Genomic DNA, 24,356 nt, shown 5'->3' on the forward strand with positions numbered 1-24,356 from the left:
AACTTGCTTTACTTAATAAACAATTGATGTTCACATTATAAAAGAGTGTTCATATGAACACACTTTTATAATAATATTCCTATTAAAATAACTGCAGTAATTACTTGTAAAGTACCTACAAATAATCCATATAAAGATACTGCCTTACCTTGTTTTACTAAATCTTTTATATTTACTCTTAATCCAATAGCTGCTAATGCTATTATTTCTAATTTATTGCTTAACAGTTTACAAATATGAGATACCTCTGGAGATATAATGCTTGTAGAAAATAAAGCACATGTTATAAAGAATCCTAATACATACCAAGGAACCTTTATTTTGCCCTTTTTAGTATCTTGTATCTCTTCTTCTACTATTTCAGTATTTGATTTATTTTTTAAATGACCAAAAGTGAATACTACAACTACTAAAAGTATAACTCTTACTATTTTAAATATAGTAGCTAAATCTTTTACATGCTCACTTACCATAGCACCACTTGCAACAACTTGCCCTACTGATTGTAATGTACCACCTATTATAGCTGATGTTTTTACAAGTTCAAGATTGTATAACCAATCTGATATTAATGGAAGTAAAAACATTAAAAATATTCCTGTAACATTTACTATTGTTATAGCTATACCTTTATCCTTATCATCAGCTTCAATGACTGGAGCTGTAGCTGCTATAGCAGATGATCCACATACCGCATTACCTGCTGCCATTAGATATCTAAAATTTTCTCCAAATCCTAATTTTTTTCCTATATATAAAGCTCCTATTATAGTTATAGCCATTTGAATTACTATAAATAATATACCATTGAATCCTAATTCCATTAGAGTTGATATACTTAAAGTTGCTCCTAATAATACTATAGAATACGATAGTAAATCAGTTTCTGAGAATTTATATCCTTTATGAAATACTTTTTGATTTAAGAATAAGTTACCTACTAACATACCTAAAAATATAGATATAGTTGCTGCTCCAATTTTTGGAACTGCCTTAGCAATTAACATACTTGCTAAACCTATTAATACTGATACAACTAAACCTGGTAATATTTCTTTTACTTCTTTTATATATTGAAATTTTTTATTATTCTTTACTTCTCCTTTTGAAATATCCATTTATAATACCTTCTTTCTTTTCGTCCTCGTCTATGTTTTTAGTATACATCTATCCTATTCATAAGTAAAATAAATAATAAAAATAATAATCATTAATTTTATTAATAGCTATTTATGATATAATAATTATTAAGACAAATGAAGTTAAACTATACATTTTTTAGAATTGGAGGATTTAAATTGCTAGAAGAATTAAAGACTTTTATTTCAGTCGTAGAATTAAAAAACTTTACTAAAGCTGGTGAATACCTAAATTTATCCCAACCTAGTGTAAGCACTCATATAAAAAATTTAGAAAGTTACTTTGGTGTAGTTCTTATAAATAGATCTATAAAACAAAAACATATTTTTATAACTGAAAGTGGATATATATTGTATAAAAGAGCTAAGGAAATTTTAAATTTGGTAGACCTTACATATATGGATGTTCGAGATACTTCAAATTCTTTTAAAGGACATATAAAAATTGGTGCTAGTTTAACTATAGGAGAATATCTTCTTCCTCAATTTTTAGCTAGTTTTTCAAAGAAATACCCTGATGTAATAGTTGAAGTATTCATAGAAAATACTACTGTTATATGCAATCACCTAAAAGATCTTAATTTTGATATAGGCTTAATCGAGGGTACTTCTATATATCCTGATTTTAATCAAGATTATTTCCTAAAAGATAAAATGGTTTTAGCTACACCTTTTGAATATGAACTTAATTCTAGTAATTTTTCTTTTGATAAGCTAAAAGATCAAAGCTGGATTGCTCGTGAAGAGGGTTCTGGTACTAGAGAGTTTATGGATATGTTTTTAAATAATAATAAAATCATTCCTAAAAATATAATTACTTTTGGTAGTAACTATGCAGTAAAAGAAGCTGTTAGAAATGGTATAGGAATAACTATTATATCTGACCTTGTTACAAGCCCTGCTGTTAAAAATAATGAAATATCAGTAATAGATATAGGTGAATCTTACTATAGATGTTTTTCTTTAATTTTACCAAGAAATATAACTACGTCTAACGTAACTCAAGTATTTATTGATGAGTTGAAAGAGTATGTATCTAATATAAATAAATAGTATATTTAGTAGTTTTAAACATAATATTATACCTAAAAAAAATTTAAATACATCATTAAATGACAAATTACTACAAGTGGTCCATAGTATACTACTATTGATTAAAATTTATTAAGGGTGGTCAAATTGTGGATAGATTCAAAATTCAAATAAAATATTCATAGTTATAGGCATAGTTATATTTTCTATAATCATTTCATTTTTCGCACCTATATTTTTGTTATATTTTATAGATGAATTTTTAAGAAGTAATTGGCAATATCATTTATTCGAAGATAATAAATCTTATATTATGTTTATAATTTTGTTGGTTGAGATAACTCTTATATCAATATTTTATAAAAAGACTAGAGATTAATCTCTAGTCTTTTTGTTTATATTACATTCCTATTTCTTTAAATTCTCTACTTCCTGGCTTAACTAACTCTATATTTCCTTCTTTGCATAAGGGGCACTCATCTACATCATGAACTTGTATATCTAATTTTATAGCGCTATATATTGGCATTCCTATATCATGACTAGTTCTGTTTGCTATACAAGCAACACCTATAACTTCCCCACCTAACTTTTCTAAAGCTTCTTTAGTTTCAATTGTAGATTTACCAGTTGTTACAACATCTTCAGCTATTATTATTTTAGCACCTGGCTTAACTTCAAATCCTCTTCTTAATTCCATTACTCCGTCTTTTCTTTCAGTGAATACTGTTTCTTTATTTAATTGTCTTCCTAATTCATAAGAAACTATTACTCCCCCCATAGCAGGCCCAACTACTAAATCTATATCTAAATCTTTTATTTGCTCAACAACTGTACTTAATACCTCTTCAGCATATTGTGGATATCTTAATACTTTTGCACACTGAACGTATCTATTGCTATGCTTTCCTGATGATAATAAAAAATGTCCTTCTAATAATGCTTCACTTTTCTTTAATATTTCTACTACATCTACTTTACTCATATTTATGCCCTCCAAAATTTATGTTTATTTAATAATTCCCTTTTAATTTAATTGTACCTTTATAATATTCCTCTTATTTCATCTAAAGTCTTTATTCCTTCAGCTTCCATAAACTTTTCTATTCCATCTATTATCTCAAGCCCTATTTTAGGATTTATAAAGTTTGCTGTTCCAACTTGTATACATGTAGAGCCTGCCATTATAAATTCTATGGCATCTTTAGCGCTTGTTATTCCTCCCATTCCCATTACCGGAATATCGACATTTTTGCTTACCTCATGAACCATTCTTAGTGCTATTGGCTTTATTGCTGGTCCTGATAATCCTGCATATACATTGTCAAATACGGGCTTTCTTTTGTATATATCTATTGCTAATGCTTTGAATGTATTTACTAAAGATACTCCATCAGCACCTTCTTCTTCACATACCTTTGCCATTCCTACTATGTCTTCTGCATTTGGTGATAATTTTATTACTAAAGGTAAGTCAGTTATACTTCTTACTTCTCTTACAACTTCTCTTGCCACTTCGTTTTTTATTCCAAAAGCCATTCCTCCAGCTTTAACATTTGGACAAGATATATTTAGCTCTATCATATCTATTGGTTGATTATTTAATAATTCAACACCTTTTATATAATCTTCTAATGTTCCACCACCAACATTAGCTATTCTTACTAAATCTAATTCTTTAAAGAACTGTAATTCATTATCTATAAATCCTTGAACTCCTGGATTTTCTAATCCAACGCTATTCATCATTCCAGATGGTGTTTCCCATACTCTCATACCAGTGTTGCCATCTCTCTTTTCTAAAGTAAGTCCTTTACTACTTACTCCTCCAAGCTTTTGTATATCATAAATTTCGTTATACTCTTTTCCGAACCCAAATGTTCCAGATGCCATTACAACAGGATTTTTAAAATCAATTTTACCGAATTTCACTCTTAGATTAGCCATTAAATATCACGTCCTCTCCCCAGAATACTGGCCCATCTTTACATGTTTTTTTATTTCCAAATTGAGTTTTACAAGTACATACTAAACATGCACCAACCCCACAAGCCATATGATTTTCTAATGATACCATTATTTTAGTACTCGTACCTTCTGTCATTTTAACTAGTTTTTCCATCATCGGTGTTGGACCACAAGTTAATATGTAATCGTATTTATTTACATTTAATATATCTGTTACAAATGTATTTCCTGTTGCTATATAAACATCATTACAAACTTCTTCATACTTCTCTTTTAGTATAGCTTCATTTCTAAATCCTAAATATGCATCGCAGTTATCTAGGTTCTTAGCTACTAAATATAATGGTGCTACTCCAATCCCTCCACCTACTAAAGCTATTCTACCTTCTACTTTTTCATATCCTTTTCCGTATGGCCCTTCTAGCTTTATAGTATCATTTACTTCTAATTTGCTTAATATTTCCGTTCCTTCCCCTACAACTTTGTATAAGAATGTTATTCCTTCTTCATCTATATCATGAATGCTTATAGGTCTTGAAAGTAATGGGTATTTATCCCATGCCCTTAACATATAAAACTGCCCCATTTTACCTTCAAATTTGCCTTCTACCTTCATAAGGTACATATCTTCGCCTACATATCTATTTTCAATAACTTTATACATGTGATTCTCCCCTCATTTGTCATATGCTAATTAAAGATTTTGTACTAACTCTAATTCTCTTTCTAATACATCTACATTATTTTTTATCCCTAGTAATTTCATTATTAGAGCCATTCTTACAAACATTCCGTACTTTGCTTGTTTAAAATATACAGCTCTTTCATCATCATCTACATTAATATTTATTTCATTTACTCTTGGTAATGGATGCATTACTAGCATATCCTTTGATGCATTCACCATTTTAGCTTTATTTAGTATATAGTAGTCTTTTAGCTTATCATACTCTTCTTGATTTTCAAATCTTTCCCTTTGAACTCTTGTCATATAAAGTATATCTAATCCTCCAATAACTTCATCTAAGTTATTAGTTTCATAGTAAGCATGACCTTGATTTTGTATTTCTTCTTTTATATATTGTGGCATCTTTAATTCATCTGGAGAAATGAATACAAACTTAGTTCCCTTGTATCTAGCCATTGCTTTTACTAAAGAGTGTACTGTTCTTCCATTTTTTAAGTCTCCACATAATCCTATAGTGTGATTTTCTAAACTTCCTTTAAGAGATTTTATTGTTAATAGATCTGTAAGTGTTTGAGTTGGATGTTGATTTCCCCCATCTCCAGCATTTATAAATGGTACTTCCGCATACTTTACTGCCTCATTAGCTGAACCTGCTATTGGATGTCTCATAGCTATCACATCTGCATAACATGATACTGTCCTTATTGTATCTCCTAGAGATTCTCCTTTTGATACAGATGATGAATTTGGCTCTGAAAAACCTACTACACTTCCGCCTAGTCTATGCATGGCAGATTCAAAGCTTAATCTTGTTCTTGTTGATGGTTCATAAAATAAAGTTGCGAGTAATTTCCCCTCACACACACGTGAATATTTTGCTGGATTGTTTATTATATTTTGAGATAAAGATAGTATCTCGTCTATTTCTTGTATTGAAAAGTCTTCTGGTTGGACTAAATTTCTTCCTTTTAATAACATTTTATTTTTCCTCCTTGTCAGCCTCTCTGGACTGAATTTAAAAGCATTTTTATTTCTGATTGAATTCTAGCACCTTTTAATATTTATGTCAATATGTTCCATAATTATTGTTTCAACAAATATAATGACACTATTTCCTAGTTTTAAGTATTAATTTATTTTTAAAGTAATTGTAATGATGATTACTTTAAAAATAAATTAAACTGATCAGTTCCTAAAGTATAATTTAATTAATTTTTCTTATGTTATATTTTTAGTTTATTTTACTTAAAATAAATTGGTATTAGATTTCTTAATAAAGATATTTATTAGTTAGACTTCAACAGATGTATTTAAGTATATGGAAAATTTTGTTTATATAAATCAATCGTTATGCTAAACTTTTAATTAGATATAAATTAGAAAGGAGATTTTATATGATAAGCGAAAAATTATTTTCTCAACTTAATGAACAAGTTAATTTTGAATTCTACTCTTCTTATACTTACTTAGGTATGGCAGCATATGCAGAATCTATTGACCTAAGTGGTTTTGCTAACTTCTTTAGAGTTCAGGCTCAAGAAGAGTTATTCCACGCAATGAAGCTATATGATTACATATTCCAAAAAAACGGTATGGTTAAATTAGAAGAAATAGCTAAACCAGAAAATGATTATGAGAATATATTAGATGCCTTCCAAAGAGGATACAACCATGAGCAAGTTGTAACTAGTAGATTCTATGAACTTGCAGATACTGCTAACGAAGAAAGAGAACATGCTACTATAAGTTTCCTTAAGTGGTTTATAGATGAACAAGTTGAAGAAGAAAATACTTTTAATTCTCTTCTTAAAAAAGTTAGAAGATGTGAAGGAAATACAGCTGCTTTATATATGCTAGATGAAGAGCTATCAACTAGAGTTTTCACACCTCCTACTAATGCTTAAAATCTAAGTAAAAAAATATTACTGGAATTATTAATTCCAGTAATATTTTTTATCAAAATCTATTTATAAAACTCTTTTTGCTGTAACAAATGTTGATGAATAGTAAGATGAGTTTATATTCGCTGTTTCAACACTTTTACCTGGCTTAGGCGAGTGAATCATTGTTCCTCCACCTACATATATTCCAACATGACTTACATTTCCAGTCCCATTAGTTGAGAAGAATACTAAATCACCTGGTTTAAGATTAGATCTACTTACAGTTTGTCCGTATCCAGCTTGAGCACTTGACGATCTTGGTAATGATACTCCTGCTGCATTTCTATATACATAAGATGTAAGACCTGAACAGTCAAAGCTATTTGGACCTTCTGCACCCCAAACATATGGTGACCCTAACTTAGCATAAGCTAAATTAACTACAGCTTGAGCAGCTGATGTATTACTTGCTGGTGGATTGTAAGAATCATTTTTTTCTTGAGTTATCTTGTCAGCTTGTATATTGTTTTCATTTGAACTAGGTTTTTTTATTGTATTTAATTCACTATCTGTACTACTGTTTGAGTTAGCATTCTTATCAGTGTTTAAAGAATTATTTTTGTTGCTATTTGAGTTAGTATTCATACTAGTGCTTGAAGAATTATTTGTATTATTGTTTACATCTCTATTGTCTGTATCGTTATTGCTTACGTTAGTGTCAACAGCTGCATCGTTTAAATTTTGCTTATCTTGAGCAACTTGTTCTTCTATAACTGGGGCTTGATCAGAAATATAAGATGCCTTAACATATCCTTCATCTTCACCTTTTTTAACTTTCACCCATTCACCCTTGTCTTCTAAAACTTTAAGTGAACTTCCTAAATCTAACTCATCTATTATATCAGAGTCTGTATTTGCTTCTTTTCTAAAGTTAACTTTATTTTCAGTAGTGTATCCATGAGCTTCTTTTATATCTACAAATCTTTTTGGTAACCAACCTTCTTCGCCATTGTCAGATATTTTTACCCATTCACCTTGAATACCTAAAACTTTAAATTCATCTCCAGTGTAAGCTACTTTTTTAACTTCACCTTGTTCTCTTATCTTTACAGCTACTCCATCTTTAACAGTTGCAACTTTATATGAAACATCTTTAAATTCATCTAACTTTAAAGTATTTTGTTTATCTTCTTTTTGCTCTACGTTTGCTTTTTCATCTGCATTAGCAACTGAGTTCATTGATAATGCTACAACTGATGCAAACATTGGTACTAATATTTTCCTTTTCATAATATTTCTCCTCCAAAAACTGACCATAATTTATGGTTACTTTTTACGTGAAACTTATACGGATAAAATACTAATACACAAGATTTTATAATTTTTGTAAAACTTGTAACTTTTTTGTAATCTATTGTTACTAACTATGTAGTATTATTTTATTAAGAATTATTTATTTTGAATTATTTTGAATTATTTTGAGAATTATTTAAAACTTTACAAATCTTGTATAAAAATATTTTAATTAAATTTATTATTTTATCCAATGTATCACTTAATATACATTTGTAACCTTTATTATATCCTAATAATGGTTTTATGTAAAGTTTTTTACAATTTTCGTCATATTTTCCTGTAGAATTTTTATACTAACAGGTATTTTTTTATGTAAATTTATACTTAACTTCAAAAATCCTTCCTTAATTTATTTATGTAAATGTCTATTTTATATACATTCATCATTGTTACTTTTTCTATATTATTTTTTAAATTTTTTTGTATTTCTTCAATTTTATTAAAAATTGTTGGGCTTTTGATATTCACATTTAAAAATATCTTTATGTTATTATTTGCATTAAATACCTCTACTTTATTGATTTTTTCTATTTCATTTATTTGCCTCAACTCATATCTTATAATTTGATTTATAACATTCGGACTTATATAAAATTTTCCCATATAGCTAAATGTTGGTCTAATAATAGTTTTTTCTATTAGTTTACAATCCTTATCTTTTTTTCTAAATAATTTTTTTATAGAGTTTATACTTAATCCAGTAACTATTTGTTTTATTTCAACACTTGGTACGGGTATTATATGATTACCCCTTCTTCTAGACTCTCTTGCTATTTCTATCTCCCTATCACTACTTATATCTCTTATATCTATTGATTTATAGTCTGTTCCTATTTCCAATCTTTTTACTATTTTATCTATCATTTTTTTTGATGTTCCTAGTATTAATAAATTCTCTACTTTTTCGTTTTTTATCTTTGCTTTAACCGATTGTCTATGTAATTCATCATTAAATATAGCTCTTTTTACGGCCTCCATAGTTGTTTTTGCTTGTTTCGCGGACACTCCAGCTAATATCTTATTTTTATGTATAAGAAGACCATCATCTATTATATAATCTATATCTTTATCATATGCCAATTCTAAAGCTCTATAACTCTTACCTGTACCACTTGGACCAATAAGCGCATAAATTCTCATAAAAACACCTCTATGTACCATAAATTTTTATTCTATATAAATTATTATTATTTATATTTTTAGGATAACTATAATATATAATAAATAAGGCTATAGATTGATCTATAGCCTTATTTATTATATATTATAACAGAATTCTCCATTTTCCTTGAGATTTAAGAAATCTGCATAACCTATATCAAATATTCTATTTTCTAAGTTTTCTATTTCTACCTTATTTTTAATTAAATAAGTTATAGTTCCTATATAAGATATATCACCTTGGGCAATAGCTCCATATATAACATTATCTTTATATATAAACTTCTTATAATTATTATCCTTTCTAACTGCAACCTTGTATGATTCATCTATAGGTTCTATTATTCCAAGGGATACTGTCGCTATTCCCATAAAGTTCATACTATTTTTTGCTGTAAAACTATCATCTATTAATCTTTCTTTTCCGTACATATTATAAGCTGAGACTAAACCTTGCTTTACAGCTATTGGCCATATAGCATTTTTTCCTACTACATCTCCTGCCGCATATACATCTTTTTGCGTAGTTTCACATTTGTCATTTATAACTATTCCTTTATCATAAGATATGTTAGTGTTTTTTATAAAATCTGCATTTGGTCTAACTCCTGTAGCCACAACAATCATTTCACACTCAACTAAATTACCATCTTCTAATGATATACCTACTACATCATTATTGTCCTTTACTACGATTTCTTTTATAGATACACCTTGATATAATTTTGCTCCTTTTTTTACAAACTCATTTTCATATATTGATGCACTATACTTATCTAATTGTTTATTAAGTATAAATTGACCTGTGTTTACTAAAGATACTTCAATATTTTTGTACTCTAACAACCCAACAAGAGCATCTATTCCAACTAATCCAGCACCTATAATGGCTACTTTATTTATTTTTTTAACTTTATCTTTTATATTATATGCATCTTCTATATTTCTTAATGGGTATACATTGTTTGCTTCTCTTAAATTCTTTATTGGCGGTATAAATGCAGATGCACCAGTAGCTATTAGAAGTTTATTATATTCTATAGCTTGATTTTCTAATATTACCTTTTTAGAATTTGTGTCTAAAGATTTAACACTTGTTCCTTTTACCCATATAATATTATTTTCTTTCATAAATTCTTCATCTACAAAGTTTATTTCCTCTACAGTCCTATGGTTAGATATAACATGATGCAACATACAACGTGAGTATGTTTTATCATCCTTCGATACTATTACTATACTACCTTCTTTATCCAATTCCCTTAATGTTTTAGCTGCACTTATCCCTGCTGCACTTGCACCTAATATAACATAATCAATACTTTTTTTACTTCTAAATATGTTTAATATTTTATCTAACATAATGATTCTCCCTTCTGTAGCTCTAGTGCTCCAGTTGGACAATTTGCTACACACTTAGGATTTTCTTCATTTATACATAAGTCACACTTTAATACAACTTGCTTTGTTTTATCGTCTACTTTTAAAACCCCGTAAGGACAAGACATTATACACATATAACATGAACCACATTTCTTTTCATCATAAGAAACTATTCCTGTTTTTTCATCTTTAACCATTGCTCCACTCATACAAGTTAAAACACATTCTGGCTCATCACAATGTCTGCATATAATTGGCACTGGTTTATTATCTTTATCTAATTCTATATGCCCTCTACTATCATTATCTATATCATTTAGATTAAGTGTATACATGTTGCTATTTTCACTATGCTTTAACATACAAGCTAAAACACAACTTTTACATCCAGTACATAATTCTTTATTAATTATAATTCTATGCATAAGATTCCACTTCCTTTAACCCAAGTTTTTGTCTTCTATCAATTATTATTTCTTCTAATTGCTCTGCTGACGATTTTGGGTCTGGATTAACTATAACGTGGCCTCCTGTTAAATCTTTTAATTTTTCTGTAAGCACTTCTGTTACTAGTTTTCCTCCTGTTATAAATGGTGGTAATGCTAAGTGAAGTGGTAATCCTAGTGCTAAACCAAATGCCCCATCAGCTAATGCTTGCTCCTCTAGCCATTGTGGAGCTGATAGTACAAGTGGTAATTGAGGTAAATCTATACCTAATTCTGCTGCTATTTCTGTAGCAACTATTTCTAATCTTCCTATTGCTAAACATGGTCCAAAGTTTAGTACTGGTGGTATTCCTAAAGACTTACAAACTTCTTTTAAGTTATCCCCTGCTAATTCTTCTGCCCCTGGAGACATAAGCCCTACATTTTCAAGCCCTCCTGTTGAACATCCAGCAGAAAGAACTATTATATCTCTCTTAATTAATTCTTTAGTTAATTCAACTGTATTTATATCGTGTCCACCAGCAGTCATGTTTGAACATCCAACTACAGCAGCTATACCTTTAATTTTTCCTTCTGCAATTAAGTTTATTAATGGTTTCCATGAATCTCCTAAGAATGCTTTTAAGTTCTTTTCACTTACTCCTGTTAAAGATTTTTCGTATCCATGGTCACTTGGTATATCTATTTCTACTACATTTCTTCTTTCTTTATATGCTTCTAATGCTTTATTTATTAGACTTTCGCTTATAGATTCTATATTCTCTCTATCAAATGGTATATACTCTGCGTTTGATTTCTTAGCTACATCATCTAAGCAAACCATCTTAACTTTATATTTATCTGCTATTGGCTCAAGCCCTGGTATTGTACAGTTAAATTCTGATAGTACCATATCTATAGCACCTGTTGAAAGTACAGCCTCACTAGTGAAGTTATTTCCTGCATGACCCACAAATACCTCTTGGTAATGTTCTCCTCTTAGCTGTAAATCTTGACCTACACAAGTACATCCAACTAATTTAAATCCTTTAGCTCCTACTGATTTTGCTAATTCTACTACGTCGCTGTCTTTTAATCTATCTTGGAAATGAGAGAATACTGAATGTTGATGTCCTGTTATCATTATATTTATATAATCTTTATCTATAACATTAAATCCTACTGGGGCCATTCTTATAACTGGCTCTCCTAACATAACATCATTTAAAAGATTAGTTAATGTAAGACCATATAATCCTGTTGATATACCTAAATTTAAGCAATTAACTAACATATCTATTGGATCACTATTTAAGTTTGTCGATGATTTTACTATTGCATCAAAGACTTCTGACTTAGCTCCACCTGGCATTATTCCTAGCTCTTTCCATTTATCTACTCTTGGTCCATATGCTACCTTTTCAACTAATTCCATTTTCTCGTATCTTGGCTTATATAAGTCATTTAACACCTTATTGGCTATATCTATACATTTTTGATGATTATCTTTAGATTCTATTCCAAACATTTCAGCTAAATTATTTAGTGCATTTAATCCCTTTATATTCCCTTTTTTCTCTCCTAAATCCTTTATATTTCTAGCTGTAGTTTCTACTACATGTAAATAACAAGCGGAACCTGATGCAACTGCTCTTAAAAAGTTTCTAGCTACTATGGTATCTGCATCTGCTCCACATATACCTCTTGGTGATTTTGGTGTTATTCTACATGGACCATTTGAACATAGTCTACAACACACTCCTTGAAGCCCAAATCCACATTTAATTTTTTGATCTTCTGTTCTATGGAATGATGTTTCTACATCCTTTGAAGCTATAAAGCTTTCTAACCTCTTATCAGCACTTTCACACATTCTACAAGTATTACAAGACATAATATTTCCCCCTTAATATTATTTATTAGATTTTAATTTGGATGAAAATTTAGTTAGAATTGAATTGATTTGACCTTGATGACTTGATTGATTTTTTTTTAACTATAATTTTATATTCAATATTTACCATAAAAATTTTAATCTTAAACATATTTTTTTAAATTTTTCTTGTCTTAATTATAAAACTTTTTTTATATATATTTATTTTTTATAATGATTAATCTGTTCATTATATAATTAAATATTATTTTTTGTTAGTCTATACCCATTTTATTTTATATTAATCTGTCGTTTTATTAATATTCTTGTAAAATTTTTTTCTTTGTTATGTTGGAATTTTTTTGTTATAATATTACTGAATACATAATAAAAAAATCAAGGGAGGATTTTGTGATGGCTTACATGATAAATGATGCTTGCATAAGCTGTGGTGCTTGTGCTGCTGAATGTCCAGTTGAATGTATATCTGCAGGAGATGACAAATACGTTATAGATGCAGATACTTGTGTTGAATGTGGTGCTTGTGCTGGAGTATGTCCAGTTGATGCTCCTCAACCAGAGTAATCTAATATATAAAAACTACCATACATATGTATGGTAGTTTTTTATTTTTATAATTCTTCTTCACTTTCTTTCATTAAGTATGATAGAGTGAATAAGCTTTCTGTTAAATTTACGTTTTCAACTATAACATCTTTTGGTACTTCTAAATCTATAGGTGCGAAGTTCCATATGCCTTTTATACCAACACTAACTAATCTATTGACTGTGTCTTGCGCTCCGTTCTTTGGTATACATAGTATAGCAATATCTATATTATGTTCCTCAACATATTTCTCTATCTCCTCTGAATCTAGTACTTCAAAGTCTCTTATTTTTAACCCTATCATTTTTGGATTTGCATCAAATAATGCTTTAACTTCAAATCCAGCTTTTCTAAATCCAGAATAGTTAGCTATTGCTTGACCTAAGTTTCCTGCCCCTATTAGTATTGCATTATACTTTCTATCTAGCCCCAAAATTTTTCCGATTTCATTATGAAGTGCTTCTACATTATATCCATAACCTTGTTGGCCAAAACCACCAAAATTATTTAAATCTTGTCTTATTTGAGATGCTGTAAAACCGATAATCTCACTTAATTCCTTAGAGGATATTCTATGTATATCCTTATCTAATAACTCTCCTAAGTATCTATGATATTTCGGTAATCTTCTTATGACTGCCATCGATATATTCTTAGAACCCATTTCTTTCACCTCCTGTAAATATGACATAATTATCTATATTTTTAAAACATAGTTTAATATCCTTGATTATATTATATCAAAACATTATAATTTTAGGTAGTTCAAGGAGGTATAAATTTATGATCGTTTTGTCGTGTAATAACTTAAATAAAAGTTTTGGAATAGATTCTATATTAGAAAATGTAAGTTTTACTGTTAATGAAGGTGATAAAATAGGGATAGTTGGTGTAAATGGTACGGGTAAAACTACTCTATTTAAAGTTATCTCTGGAATATATGGTTATGATAGTGGAGATATATATACATCTAAAGACTGTGAAATAGGATACTTAGAACAGCATACCAATTTCCATTCCAACAACACTATTTTAGAAGAAGTTTTAGAAGTATTTAAAGATTTAATAGAAATGGAAAACTACTTAAGAAACTTAGAGGTTAAAATAGCTGAAGAAAGTGCAAATCCTAACTCAAATAAACTTGAAAAAATAATGGATGAATACTCTCACAAATTAGAAAAGTTTTCTGATATGAATGGTTATGGATATAAATCTGAGGCAAAAGGTGTTTTAAAAGGATTAGGGTTTAGCGATGACGATATGAACAAGCCTATCGATGTGCTTTCTGGAGGTGAAAAAACTAGAGTGCTTCTAGGTAAACTACTTCTTAGAAAACCTACTCTACTTTTACTAGACGAACCTACTAACCACCTAGATGCAGAAGCAATAGAATGGCTTGAAGTTTTCCTAAAGCAATATAAAGGCACGGTAATTTTAATATCACATGATAGATATTTCCTAGATCAAGTTGTTAATAGAGTATTTGAAATACATAATAAGAGATTAAAATCTTACAACGGAAATTACTCTGACTTCGTAAAAGCTTCTATTGTAGAAAAAGAAATAGAACAAAAAAAGTATGAAGATCAACAAAAGGAAATAAAGAAGCAAGAAGAATCTATAGAAAGATTAAAAGCATATGGTAGAGAAAAGCATGTAAAAAGAGCTAGAAGTAAAGAAAAAATGCTTGCTAAAGTCGATGTATTAGATAAGCCTGATGGCGAAAGAAAAAGAGCTAGAATAGAATTTAATCCATCTGTTACTAGTGGTAATGATGTTCTTCAACTAAGAGATATCTCTATGGGATATGGTGAAAAAATATTATTTAAAGATATAAACCTTGATATATATAGAGGAGAAAAGGTAGCTCTTATAGGTGCTAATGGTATTGGTAAATCTACTCTGTTTAAAATAATTATGAATGAGTTAACTCCTCTTTCTGGAGATGTTAAGTTTGGTACTAATGTTAATGTATCTTATTTCCACCAGGAGCAAAAAACTCTTAATTTAGAAAATACTATTATAGATGAAATTTGGAATGATAACACTAATTTAACTCAAACTACTCTTAGAAGTATGCTTGGAGCCTTTTTATTTGAAGGTGAAGATGTATTTAAAAAGATTTCAACATTAAGTGGTGGAGAAAGGGCTAGAGTTGCTATACTCAAATTAATTCTTTCAAAAGCCAATCTTCTTCTTCTTGATGAGCCTACTAACCACTTAGATATAGATTCTAAAGAAGTTCTTGAAGAAGCTTTATGTGGGTACACAGGTACAGTGTTTACAATATCTCATGATAGATATTTCCTAAATACTGTGGTAGATAAAATATTAGTTTTAGATGAAACTGGTATAACTGAATACCTTGGTAATTATGACTACTATTTAGAAAAGAAAAAACAAGTTCAAGAAATGAGTACTAATGTTGAGGTTGTAGAGAAAACTAAAACACAACTAAAAGATGAAAAACGTAAAGAGAGAGAACAAAGAGAAATAGAAAAGAAAAACAGAGTTAAAAGACAAAATATAGAAAAAGAAATAGAAGAAACTGAATCTGAAATAGAAGAGCTGGACGTATTACTATGTCAAGAGGAGGTCTATTCTAATCCTGATAAATCAAAAGACGTTAGTCAAAAAAAATCATCTCTTGAAGATAAGTTATCTACTTTATATGAAGAGTGGGAATTATTTATGTAGAAGCCATTTATAGGCTTCTTTTTTATGTGGATAATTTCATAAGATAATATCATAATATAAAATGTTTTTAATTTAAATTTCTATTATTTATATAGTTACACACATACTTTATTATGATATTATTTAACAAGATGATTTTAAAATTAAATAAAGGGGTGATATTTTGCAAGGATTATTTTCTTTAAATGATGATAATAAGATGTTCTATAAAGTGCTTGTATCATTATGTATTCCTATAATAATACAACAACTTATATCAACATCAGTAAATGTAATAGATACTATGATGATAAGTAGTTTGGGCGAAACATCAGTAGCTTCTATCGGTGTTGCAAACCAGTTCTTTTTCTTATTTAGTATGTCTCTATCAGGTATTACTGGTGGTGCTGGAATATTTATTTCTCAGTTCTTTGGAAAAGGTGATACAACTAATATTCGTAAGGTAACAGGATTTACTATTATACTAGCAGTTTTACTTAGTCTAGTATTTTTTATACCAGCATTAATCATACCAACCGAAATTATTCATATATTTTCATATGACCCTGAAGTAATAAGACAATGCACAGAATACTTTAGTATAGTTGTATTTTGTTATCCTCTTATTGCTATGAGTAGTGTTTTTAGTGTAGGCTCAAGAGGAATTAGAAATCCTAAGCTAGGTATGATTTGTAGCTCAGTTGCGTTAATTGTTAATATAATTCTTAATTATGGCCTTATATTCGGTAATTTAGGGATGCCTATGTTAGGTGTTAAAGGTGCTGCACTTGCTACGGTTATAGCTAGAATAGTTGAATTTTCTTTACTAATTGGATATGTATACTTCTTTAAAAAAGATTATACTTTAAAGTTTGGTATAAAAGAATTAAAACTTATTGATAAAGAGTTTTCTTCATCATTTTTAAAAACTAGTTTTCCAATCTTCTTAAATGATACTGCATGGGCAATTGGTACAGTATTGTATTCAGTTGCGTACTCAAAAGCTGGTACTTCTGCCATAGCCGCTAGTCAAATAGCAACAAGTACAGGTAACTTCTTTATAATGACTGCTGTATGTATAGCTATAGGTGCATCTATAATGTTAGGTAATGAACTTGGCGCAGATAATATTGATAGAGCTATCTCTTATGCTAAAAAGTTCTCTGCTCTTGTATTTATTACAGGGCTAATTTTTGGAGGGTTGCTAATATTAAATATTCCTCTATTATTAAATATATTTAGTGTTACACCAAATTTAGCTCCTGATATAACTAAAATATTTATTATAATGGGTATTTTAATGGCTCTTAAGTCATTTAATACATTAATAATAATAGGTGTTTTAAGAAGTGGTGGAGATACTAGATATGCCTTATTTTTAGAGCTTGGATGTATGTGGTTAGTATCAATTCCATTAACATTTATAGCCGCATTTAAAGGTGCTCCTATTTATGTATTAGTATTATTAACTTATAGTGAAGAACTAGTTAAATTTATATTTGGTGTTCCAAGAGCTTTATCTAAAAAATGGGCTGCAAATATAGTAAAAGAAATGAATTAATTTAAAAAATAACTCTGAGAAATTTCTCAGAGTTATTTTTTATCACATTGTACCTATAAGTGCACTAAAAATATATATCACTAAAAATAATGTACTTATAATCCATAAGCCCACGGATATTTTTTTATTTTCTTCATAATAAATATATGATGCTATAAATCCAGAAACTATAGCTCCTGAACATAAAAAGTCTATTATTGATGTAGCTAATGAGCTTGCTAATATAGCATATAAATCTATTATTGATGTAAATACTAATAAAAACATAATTTGAAATATCACTGCTACAATTAACAGTACATTTGCTTTTTTCATAATTTCCCCTTATAACTTACAATTTATTGTGTTTATCTCTGTCCAATTTTTAGATTTGGAACAGCATTTAAACTCATATCATCTATTATTCCATTTATATAATTATAATATCCTGCACAACCTATCATAGCTGCATTATCTGTACATAAATCTACTGGTGGATATTTTATATCTATATTATTTTCTTTTCCTAATTTTGTTATTTTTTCTCTAAGTGCTGAGTTGCAAGCAACCCCTCCTGCTAAAGCAATTGTATTGTATCCTTTTTCCTTAGCTGCTTTTATTGCCTTTTGAGATAATACTTCTACAACAGCTTCTTGGAAAGATGCGCATACATCTTCTACTACTATTTCTTCTTTTTTCATCTTTTTAGCATTTAGATAATTTAATACAGCAGATTTTAATCCACTAAAACTAAAATCATAACCTTCATCTAAATAAGCTCTAGGAAAATCTATTGCATTTTTATTTCCTTGCTTAGCTAACTTATCTACTATAGGTCCTCCTGGATATCCTAATCCCATAGCTCTCGCTATCTTGTCAAAAGCTTCTCCAGATGCATCATCTCTTGTTCTTCCAAGTATTTCATATTTACCATAGTCCTTAACTTCTACTAAATGAGTATGTCCACCAGAAACTATTAAAGTTATAAATGGTGGCTTTAAATCCTTATGAGCTATATAGTTTGCACTAACATGCCCTTCTATATGATTTACTCCTACAAGTGGTTTATTTAAACAAAATGCTAATGATTTTGCATAAGATAATCCAACAAGTAAAGCACCAACTAAACCTGGTCCATAAGTTACTGCTATATGATCTATATCCTTTAATTCTATTTTAGCTTCATCTAAAGCTTCTTGTAATACTCCATCTATATTTTCTATATGCTTTCTTGATGCAACCTCAGGAACTACCCCACCGAATTTTTTATGTAAATCTATTTGAGTTGAAACTATATTTGTCAAAACTTCTCTACCATTTTTTAAAATAGCTATAGAAGTTTCATCACAACTACTCTCTACTGATAATGTTATTATATCTTTCATTACTACACCGCCTTTATATCACTCCACATAATCATGGCATCTTCTTTGTTGTTGCTATAGTATTCTTTTCTTATTCCTGCTAACTTAAATCCATACTTTTTATAAAGATTTTGAGCAACTATATTTGAAACCCTTACTTCTAAAGTCATTGATACTATATTACTTTCTCTGCAAAGCTCTACTAGTGCTTGTATTAGCTTGTCTCCTATTTTTCTACCTCTATAATCTTCATGTACCGCTACATTAGTGATATGGCCTTCATCAACAACAAACCATATTCCAACGTAACCTACTACTTTATCATCTATTTTAGCAACTAAATATCTAGCAACATCGTTACTTAATTCTTTTTTAAATGCATCTTTAGACCAATAATCTTCAAAGCAGTTTTTTTCAACCTCAAAAACTCCGTCAATATCTTTGGCCGTCATTCTTTCTATAACTATATTATTTTCCATCATTTAACCTCTTCATCTTTTCATCATATTGAACTTCTGCTTGAGATTTTCTAATATATACTGGATTTATAGTATAGCAATCATGAACATTTATATTATTTTTATACTTTTCAATACCTATTACACATAAGCTACTTGCTTTATTTACATTATGAGAAGGTGCTGTTATATGTATATTTTCTATTTCCTTAATCTTGTCTTCATATTTATATACAGCTTCTCCAACTAATATCCAATCTTCATTAGAGTTTGATAATTCTTCTAATAAATCATCTATCTCTACTACATCTACACCTTTTAACTCAACTAATTTTCCATTTTCATATTTATATTGTCCCATATAAACTTGAGTTCTTTGTGCATCTAATATAGAGCATATTTTCTTATCACATAAGTCCATATTCCCAGCTAATAATTCTACTGAATTAACACCTACCATTGGTATATTATTTACATGTGATATAGCCTTTGCTGTAGCCATACTTATTCTAAGTCCAGTAAATGATCCAGGTCCTTCACATATAGCTATTAGGTCCATATCATTAACATTTAAATCACTCATCTTAAGCATATTTTCTATCATAGGCATAAGCTTTTGAGAATGTGTCTTTTTTGTATTTACTGTATATTCACATATTAATTTATCATCTTCTATAACAGCTATGCTTGTAGCAAGAGAAGATGTATCTATTCCTAGTACCTTCATTATTTTGTCAACTCCTCAACTATCTTTTCATATTTTTCTCCCACTGGATTTAATATCATTTCTCTAGACATATCTTTGTATCTTAATTCTATATGTAAGTATTCTTCTGGAAGTATGTCTTCTATTAGATTTGCCCATTCTATTATGCATACTCCTTCTTCATTTATATACTCATCATATCCTATATCATACATTTCATCACTACTACCAATTCTGTATACATCAAAATGGTATAAAGGCATTTTTCCTTCATACTCATTTACTATTGTAAATGTTGGGCTAGTTATATAATCATCTACTTCTAGGGCCTTTGCAAGACTTTGAGTCATTGTAGTCTTTCCAGCTCCTAAATCTCCTATTAAACATATAACACTTCCTGGTGTTAGCAATTTTCCTAATTTATATCCAATTTCTTTTGTTTTATTTTCATCTTCTAAATATATTTTAATCATAAATTCATCTCCATAAATAGTTTGAAAAAATTATCAACTAGATATTATTATATTATAACCATCTGGTATTATAAAGTATTTATAAATATAATATACATTTATGGTTGACTTTTTGAAAATAGTGAACTACTATTTAATTAAGAATATAAGTTAATTGAAACCATGAAGGTTTTTAAAGGTACAGGTGTATGTACTTTTAAAAACCTTTTTTAAATTTACTCTATATTCCTAACCCTTTTTAAAATAATTATTTCCTACTGCCTGTAATGTAGGCAGTTTTTTCTTTTTAGTTTAATATTTTATCCATATTCATTATAAATAAATTTTTTTATAAAATATGTATATAATCTTTCAATATGATAATAATTATAGTATAAGAAATATTTATTCCCCCAAACAATATATTCCTTATTCCCCTAAAGCACTTGCTAAGAAATTAGTAGGTGCTTTTTACTTTGAATACACATATAATTAAGTTAGAGATATGCAAATAAAGAAACAAAGTTAATAATAAATATATTCTTATATAAAAAATATTTAATTTCTAAATAAAACGAAAAAATAGAGAGATTAATTTTTATAATCTCTCTATTTTTTCGTTTTATCTAAATTACATAAATTTAAATAGATATATTAAACCTACTATCCCAAGCACTATTAGCCCTATAGCAACATATCTTTCTATCTTAGTAAATTCAGGTTTATCTGGCTCTATTTCTTTTCTTGCTTTTTTAAATACTGGAATACCTATCGCATAGATAATTAGTGATATTAATAAATATTCTAGCCCCGCTGCATATAATAACCATAACCCATATATAGTACCTATTATGGCAGTTATATATGCATAAGTACGGCTTGCAAATATTTTTTTCGGATAAGCATCCTCTTTTGAAGATATTTTATATAAGTATAAAGTTGAAGCTATATAACAAGGTAAAGCCATAACACTTGTTATACTTAACATCATATTCCAAGCATTTCCGGTAAAGTGAACACATATTAATATTATTTGCATTACAATAGTAGATGCAAGTAATGAAAATGATGGTGCTTCTTTTTTATTTTCTTTTGTAAATACTTTAGGGAATGTTCCATCTTTTGCTGCTGCATATGGTAATTCTGTTAACATAACTGTCCATATAAGCCAAGAACTTAGAATGGCTATAATTACACCAACATTCATTATTATACTACCCCATTTACCCATTATAGTCATTAAGACTGCTGCAGTTGACGGTGGTGCCATTTTAGATACAGCCCCTTGAGGAACTACACCAAGTGGTAATAATGAAAGCATAGTGTATAGTAAAAGACAAGTTAAGAACCCTAAAAATGTAGCTTTCCCAACATCTTTTTGTGATTTAGCTCTACCAGATACAACAACCGCTCCTTCTATACCTGTAAATACCCATAAAGTTACCAGCATGGTACTCTTAACTTGAGGCAATAATCCACCTAGCGCGCTATCATGAACTGATGCAACAGTTTTTAAGCCCCAAAAATCAGTAAAGAAGAGTGAAACTTTAAATGATATAGCTAATACTAATATAAATATAGCTAATGGAACTAGTTTACCGATTGTTCCTATTACATTTAAAAATGCAGCCTGTTTAACACCTGATAAAACTGCAAAATAAATAACCCAAAGTACTATTGACCCACAAACAATAGACAACCAGTTATTCCCACCTGTAAAATATGATGGAAAGAAATAGTTAAGTGAATCCATTAATAGTACTGCATATCCTACATTGGCGAAAGAGTTACATATCCAATACCCCCATGCCATTAAGAAACCTGTAAATTTACCAAATCCTAACTCACCATAAGCATATATACCAGTTGTCACATCTGGTCTGGCTGCTGCAAGCACTCTAAAAGTATTTGCAATAAACCACATACCAAAACCAGTTATTATCCATGCAATTAGTATTGCACCGGCAGATGCATGCTGAGCCATATTTTGTGGTAGATTATAAACTCCACCACCTAGCATAGCACTTATTACTACGCCCGCTAGAGCAACTACACCAAGCTTTTTAGTGCTATTATCTTTCGCTTCGCTACCGCTACTTTTATCGCTCATAATAGCCCTCCTAAATTTCATTAAGTTTTATGAAAATTACTAGCTTTAAGTGCATTTTGTAATTTAAACTCTTAACAAAATGTACTTAAAATGATTATTTCTGAGTACATTCTGTTAATGGTTTAAATTCCATCTCATCTAACCACTCATTAAGTGTTAATTGATTTAAACTTGAAAATCCGCTTTCAGGTACTGCATCTCTTGCTAAAGTTACATATGGAGCGCAAGTTAATGCATTTCCGATTTCACCTGGTTTCATTATTGTATATGCAAATCCTACATAAGTTCTATCAAATACTACATGTGAATCTCTACCACACTCTTTAACTGACCAAGCAACTGCTTTTCTGTGTTTTTCTAAGAATTTTTTTAGATCTTCTTCATTATCATTTTTTGTCCAAAGTCCCGCATCTTCTATAAATAAATCCGCACAATTATCTCTATCATTTGATAATGAAATTGCTATAAATGACCAAACTCCGTAAGCTTCTCCTTCTTTTAAAGGTCTATTTTCTTTTGGTCTATAAGATGTAACACTCTTGTTTGCGCATATTACATGAGCTCCTGGTATTGTTGGGAAACGTCTATTTTTTTCTGTACCGAATAATTCAATACCTGCTTCTAATAAAGGTTTAGCGTCATACACTTTAAGTGGTGTTCCATCAAATTGTTCTACATCAAATAATGGTTGTTCTTTTTCATCCGCTATATTCATATGTGTTGCTAAATCATAACCCCATACTTGCCCTGCTATACCGCAAAAAGATGAAGCTGTGAGCATATTTATTTGACCGACATATGCATCATTTATTTCCGCTCTATCATATGAAACTATTCCGTCTAATAAGAAGTCATCTGTTTTTTTAACTGTACCAACAGAAACTGTAAGAACTGAAACATATCCATTTCCATAAGCTCCTGGCATTCCGTATCCATCACAGTAACGATTGTATGGACTTATAGCTGTTTTATCTACCTTAGCCGCTCTTACTTTTCTTACCTTTCTGGGGCCTACCCCTATAGTTCGATTTCTCTGTTCTTCTAAATTTTTGTTCATTTTGAACACCTCCCAAAAATTATATACAGCAAATCGCTGTACATGAGTACATATACCCTTGACAAAAAAACAAAATCAGAAAACGTTTATTTCTTTATATTTAGAAATTTACTAAAGTTCTATATACTTGTACATTATTTTAATGATTATTTATATCATACGCTTTATTAGATATAATAAATTTTTCCTTTAATAATTATAGATTTTTTCAATTTAACCTATTTTTTTGCATACATTATAATAAACCTAAAAAAATTTAATATGAATATAAAATTAATATCTATAGATATATATGATGCTCTTCTAATAAATCAATAAACTATTTCTAAAAAAATAAAACTGCTATTAAAAATGCTTTTACTAAAGATATTTATGTTGCTATCACTACTGGCAGAGTATATGATTGTGCTAAATTATACTCTGATTAAATCGGATTAAACACTAATAATATCCTCTAATAAGGCTTTTATTGATAGAA

General features: G+C 29.1%; 23 protein-coding genes. 5 read left to right on the forward strand and 18 right to left on the reverse strand.

Annotation, left to right across the window (positions count from 1 at the left end; genetic code table 11):
* Positions 1-65 precede the first annotated feature (65 nt).
* Positions 66-1,118: a YeiH family protein gene (locus I4U66_RS10765; protein ID WP_166506090.1), complete on the reverse strand. Its 1,053-nt coding sequence runs from the start codon at positions 1,116-1,118 to the stop codon at positions 66-68.
* A 180-nt stretch (positions 1,119-1,298) separates the two neighbouring features.
* On the opposite strand from I4U66_RS10765, the gene I4U66_RS10770 reads away from it, so the two are divergent.
* On the forward strand, positions 1,299-2,192 hold the full coding sequence (locus tag I4U66_RS10770; protein ID WP_166506091.1) for a LysR family transcriptional regulator: 894 nt from the start codon (positions 1,299-1,301) through the stop codon (positions 2,190-2,192).
* A gap of 379 nt (positions 2,193-2,571) precedes the next feature.
* Here I4U66_RS10770 and pyrE read toward each other — a convergent pair whose 3' ends face one another.
* The 4 genes from pyrE to pyrB are packed head-to-tail and all read right to left on the reverse strand — an operon-like array spanning position 2,572 to position 5,805.
* Positions 2,572-3,156 carry an orotate phosphoribosyltransferase gene (gene pyrE, locus I4U66_RS10775; RefSeq protein WP_195928864.1) on the reverse strand — a complete coding sequence of 195 codons (585 nt, stop codon included), beginning with the start codon at positions 3,154-3,156 and terminating at the stop codon, positions 2,572-2,574.
* Between the two features lie 59 nt (positions 3,157-3,215).
* Positions 3,216-4,118 (reverse strand): dihydroorotate dehydrogenase, encoded by a 903-nt coding sequence (locus I4U66_RS10780; protein ID WP_195581657.1) that lies wholly within the window; start codon positions 4,116-4,118, stop codon positions 3,216-3,218.
* Complete coding sequence (locus I4U66_RS10785; RefSeq protein ID WP_092921971.1) at positions 4,111-4,803, reverse strand: dihydroorotate dehydrogenase electron transfer subunit; 693 nt, start codon at positions 4,801-4,803, stop codon at positions 4,111-4,113. The genes I4U66_RS10780 and I4U66_RS10785 overlap by 8 nt, the downstream gene beginning before the upstream one ends.
* A gap of 30 nt (positions 4,804-4,833) precedes the next feature.
* Positions 4,834-5,805 (reverse strand): aspartate carbamoyltransferase, encoded by a 972-nt coding sequence (gene pyrB / locus I4U66_RS10790; protein WP_195581656.1) that lies wholly within the window; start codon positions 5,803-5,805, stop codon positions 4,834-4,836.
* Positions 5,806-6,221: 416 nt separating this feature from the next.
* On the opposite strand from pyrB, the gene I4U66_RS10795 reads away from it, so the two are divergent.
* A complete protein-coding gene (locus I4U66_RS10795) occupies positions 6,222-6,731 on the forward strand; it encodes a ferritin (RefSeq protein WP_092921965.1) in 510 nt (169 codons plus the stop codon).
* Positions 6,732-6,794: 63 nt separating this feature from the next.
* Here I4U66_RS10795 and I4U66_RS10800 read toward each other — a convergent pair whose 3' ends face one another.
* From I4U66_RS10800 to cooS, 5 genes are all read right to left on the reverse strand, one after another.
* Positions 6,795-8,000 carry an NlpC/P60 family protein gene (locus I4U66_RS10800; protein ID WP_195928866.1) on the reverse strand — a complete coding sequence of 402 codons (1,206 nt, stop codon included), beginning with the start codon at positions 7,998-8,000 and terminating at the stop codon, positions 6,795-6,797.
* A 396-nt stretch (positions 8,001-8,396) separates the two neighbouring features.
* A complete protein-coding gene (locus I4U66_RS10805) occupies positions 8,397-9,206 on the reverse strand; it encodes an ATP-binding protein (RefSeq protein ID WP_195928869.1) in 810 nt (269 codons plus the stop codon).
* Between the two features lie 117 nt (positions 9,207-9,323).
* Entirely contained in the window at positions 9,324-10,589 is a 1,266-nt protein-coding gene (locus I4U66_RS10810; protein WP_207743628.1) for an NAD(P)/FAD-dependent oxidoreductase, read from the reverse strand.
* A complete protein-coding gene (locus tag I4U66_RS10815; RefSeq protein ID WP_195928871.1) occupies positions 10,583-11,035 on the reverse strand; it encodes a 4Fe-4S dicluster domain-containing protein in 453 nt (150 codons plus the stop codon). Before I4U66_RS10815 ends, I4U66_RS10810 begins: the two co-directional genes overlap by 7 nt.
* A complete protein-coding gene (gene cooS, locus I4U66_RS10820) occupies positions 11,028-12,929 on the reverse strand; it encodes an anaerobic carbon-monoxide dehydrogenase catalytic subunit (protein ID WP_195928873.1) in 1,902 nt (633 codons plus the stop codon). Before cooS ends, I4U66_RS10815 begins: the two co-directional genes overlap by 8 nt.
* 393 nt (positions 12,930-13,322) lie before the next feature.
* Here cooS and I4U66_RS10825 point away from each other — a divergent pair, with 393 nt between their 5' ends.
* Positions 13,323-13,493, forward strand: a complete 171-nt coding sequence (locus I4U66_RS10825; RefSeq protein WP_092921951.1) for a DUF362 domain-containing protein — start codon at positions 13,323-13,325, stop codon at positions 13,491-13,493.
* 47 nt (positions 13,494-13,540) lie between these two features.
* Here the strand turns inward: I4U66_RS10825 and I4U66_RS10830 are convergent, their stop codons facing one another.
* Positions 13,541-14,179 (reverse strand): redox-sensing transcriptional repressor Rex, encoded by a 639-nt coding sequence (locus I4U66_RS10830; protein ID WP_092921948.1) that lies wholly within the window; start codon positions 14,177-14,179, stop codon positions 13,541-13,543.
* A 119-nt stretch (positions 14,180-14,298) separates the two neighbouring features.
* Here I4U66_RS10830 and abc-f point away from each other — a divergent pair, with 119 nt between their 5' ends.
* Both abc-f and I4U66_RS10840 read left to right on the forward strand, forming a co-directional pair.
* Entirely contained in the window at positions 14,299-16,212 is a 1,914-nt protein-coding gene (abc-f, locus tag I4U66_RS10835; protein WP_195928875.1) for a ribosomal protection-like ABC-F family protein, read from the forward strand.
* A gap of 163 nt (positions 16,213-16,375) precedes the next feature.
* Positions 16,376-17,752, forward strand: a complete 1,377-nt coding sequence (locus I4U66_RS10840) for an MATE family efflux transporter (RefSeq protein ID WP_195928877.1) — start codon at positions 16,376-16,378, stop codon at positions 17,750-17,752.
* Between the two features lie 42 nt (positions 17,753-17,794).
* Here I4U66_RS10840 and I4U66_RS10845 read toward each other — a convergent pair whose 3' ends face one another.
* From I4U66_RS10845 to hdcA, 7 genes are all read right to left on the reverse strand, one after another.
* Positions 17,795-18,067, reverse strand: coding sequence for a hypothetical protein (locus I4U66_RS10845; protein ID WP_092921939.1), 273 nt, complete (start codon positions 18,065-18,067; stop codon positions 17,795-17,797).
* Positions 18,068-18,099: 32 nt separating this feature from the next.
* The gene (tsaD, locus tag I4U66_RS10850; protein ID WP_195928879.1) at positions 18,100-19,116 is read right to left on the reverse strand and encodes a tRNA (adenosine(37)-N6)-threonylcarbamoyltransferase complex transferase subunit TsaD; all 1,017 of its coding nucleotides are present in this window, start codon (positions 19,114-19,116) and stop codon (positions 18,100-18,102) included.
* Positions 19,117-19,118: 2 nt separating this feature from the next.
* Positions 19,119-19,574, reverse strand: a complete 456-nt coding sequence (gene rimI, locus I4U66_RS10855) for a ribosomal protein S18-alanine N-acetyltransferase (RefSeq protein ID WP_240275485.1) — start codon at positions 19,572-19,574, stop codon at positions 19,119-19,121.
* Positions 19,564-20,280 (reverse strand): tRNA (adenosine(37)-N6)-threonylcarbamoyltransferase complex dimerization subunit type 1 TsaB, encoded by a 717-nt coding sequence (tsaB, locus tag I4U66_RS10860; RefSeq protein WP_195928881.1) that lies wholly within the window; start codon positions 20,278-20,280, stop codon positions 19,564-19,566. Before tsaB ends, rimI begins: the two co-directional genes overlap by 11 nt.
* Positions 20,280-20,732, reverse strand: a complete 453-nt coding sequence (tsaE, locus tag I4U66_RS10865) for a tRNA (adenosine(37)-N6)-threonylcarbamoyltransferase complex ATPase subunit type 1 TsaE (protein WP_195928883.1) — start codon at positions 20,730-20,732, stop codon at positions 20,280-20,282. Before tsaE ends, tsaB begins: the two co-directional genes overlap by 1 nt.
* Before the next feature lie 610 nt (positions 20,733-21,342).
* Positions 21,343-22,821 carry a basic amino acid/polyamine antiporter gene (locus tag I4U66_RS10870; RefSeq protein ID WP_166506102.1) on the reverse strand — a complete coding sequence of 493 codons (1,479 nt, stop codon included), beginning with the start codon at positions 22,819-22,821 and terminating at the stop codon, positions 21,343-21,345.
* Positions 22,822-22,915: 94 nt separating this feature from the next.
* Positions 22,916-23,878, reverse strand: a complete 963-nt coding sequence (gene hdcA / locus I4U66_RS10875; RefSeq protein WP_092921928.1) for a histidine decarboxylase, pyruvoyl type — start codon at positions 23,876-23,878, stop codon at positions 22,916-22,918.
* Between the last annotated feature and the right edge of the window lie 478 nt (positions 23,879-24,356).

It is taken from the genome of Romboutsia sp. D33t1_170424_H2, from assembly GCF_015669105.1.
Taxonomy (GTDB): Bacteria; Bacillota; Clostridia; order Peptostreptococcales; family Peptostreptococcaceae; genus Romboutsia_C; species Romboutsia_C hominis.

What these genes read in the sequence shown, in the direction of transcription:
- I4U66_RS10765 (WP_166506090.1), bottom strand. Translation starts at nt 1,118, where the DNA reads ATGGATATTTCAAAAGGAGAAGTAAAGAATAATAAAAAATTTCAATAT.
- pyrE (WP_195928864.1), bottom strand. Translation starts at nt 3,156, where the DNA reads ATGAGTAAAGTAGATGTAGTAGAAATATTAAAGAAAAGTGAAGCATTA.
- I4U66_RS10780 (WP_195581657.1), bottom strand. Translation starts at nt 4,118, where the DNA reads ATGGCTAATCTAAGAGTGAAATTCGGTAAAATTGATTTTAAAAATCCT.
- I4U66_RS10785 (WP_092921971.1), bottom strand. Translation starts at nt 4,803, where the DNA reads ATGTATAAAGTTATTGAAAATAGATATGTAGGCGAAGATATGTACCTT.
- pyrB (WP_195581656.1), bottom strand. Translation starts at nt 5,805, where the DNA reads ATGTTATTAAAAGGAAGAAATTTAGTCCAACCAGAAGACTTTTCAATA.
- I4U66_RS10795 (WP_092921965.1), top strand. Translation starts at nt 6,222, where the DNA reads ATGATAAGCGAAAAATTATTTTCTCAACTTAATGAACAAGTTAATTTT.
- I4U66_RS10800 (WP_195928866.1), bottom strand. Translation starts at nt 8,000, where the DNA reads ATGAAAAGGAAAATATTAGTACCAATGTTTGCATCAGTTGTAGCATTA.
- I4U66_RS10805 (WP_195928869.1), bottom strand. Translation starts at nt 9,206, where the DNA reads ATGAGAATTTATGCGCTTATTGGTCCAAGTGGTACAGGTAAGAGTTAT.
- I4U66_RS10810 (WP_207743628.1), bottom strand. Translation starts at nt 10,589, where the DNA reads ATGTTAGATAAAATATTAAACATATTTAGAAGTAAAAAAAGTATTGAT.
- I4U66_RS10815 (WP_195928871.1), bottom strand. Translation starts at nt 11,035, where the DNA reads ATGCATAGAATTATAATTAATAAAGAATTATGTACTGGATGTAAAAGT.
- cooS (WP_195928873.1), bottom strand. Translation starts at nt 12,929, where the DNA reads ATGTCTTGTAATACTTGTAGAATGTGTGAAAGTGCTGATAAGAGGTTA.
- I4U66_RS10825 (WP_092921951.1), top strand. Translation starts at nt 13,323, where the DNA reads ATGGCTTACATGATAAATGATGCTTGCATAAGCTGTGGTGCTTGTGCT.
- I4U66_RS10830 (WP_092921948.1), bottom strand. Translation starts at nt 14,179, where the DNA reads ATGGGTTCTAAGAATATATCGATGGCAGTCATAAGAAGATTACCGAAA.
- abc-f (WP_195928875.1), top strand. Translation starts at nt 14,299, where the DNA reads ATGATCGTTTTGTCGTGTAATAACTTAAATAAAAGTTTTGGAATAGAT.
- I4U66_RS10845 (WP_092921939.1), bottom strand. Translation starts at nt 18,067, where the DNA reads ATGAAAAAAGCAAATGTACTGTTAATTGTAGCAGTGATATTTCAAATT.
- tsaD (WP_195928879.1), bottom strand. Translation starts at nt 19,116, where the DNA reads ATGAAAGATATAATAACATTATCAGTAGAGAGTAGTTGTGATGAAACT.
- rimI (WP_240275485.1), bottom strand. Translation starts at nt 19,574, where the DNA reads ATGGAAAATAATATAGTTATAGAAAGAATGACGGCCAAAGATATTGAC.
- tsaB (WP_195928881.1), bottom strand. Translation starts at nt 20,280, where the DNA reads ATGAAGGTACTAGGAATAGATACATCTTCTCTTGCTACAAGCATAGCT.
- tsaE (WP_195928883.1), bottom strand. Translation starts at nt 20,732, where the DNA reads ATGATTAAAATATATTTAGAAGATGAAAATAAAACAAAAGAAATTGGA.
- I4U66_RS10870 (WP_166506102.1), bottom strand. Translation starts at nt 22,821, where the DNA reads ATGAGCGATAAAAGTAGCGGTAGCGAAGCGAAAGATAATAGCACTAAA.
- hdcA (WP_092921928.1), bottom strand. Translation starts at nt 23,878, where the DNA reads ATGAACAAAAATTTAGAAGAACAGAGAAATCGAACTATAGGGGTAGGC.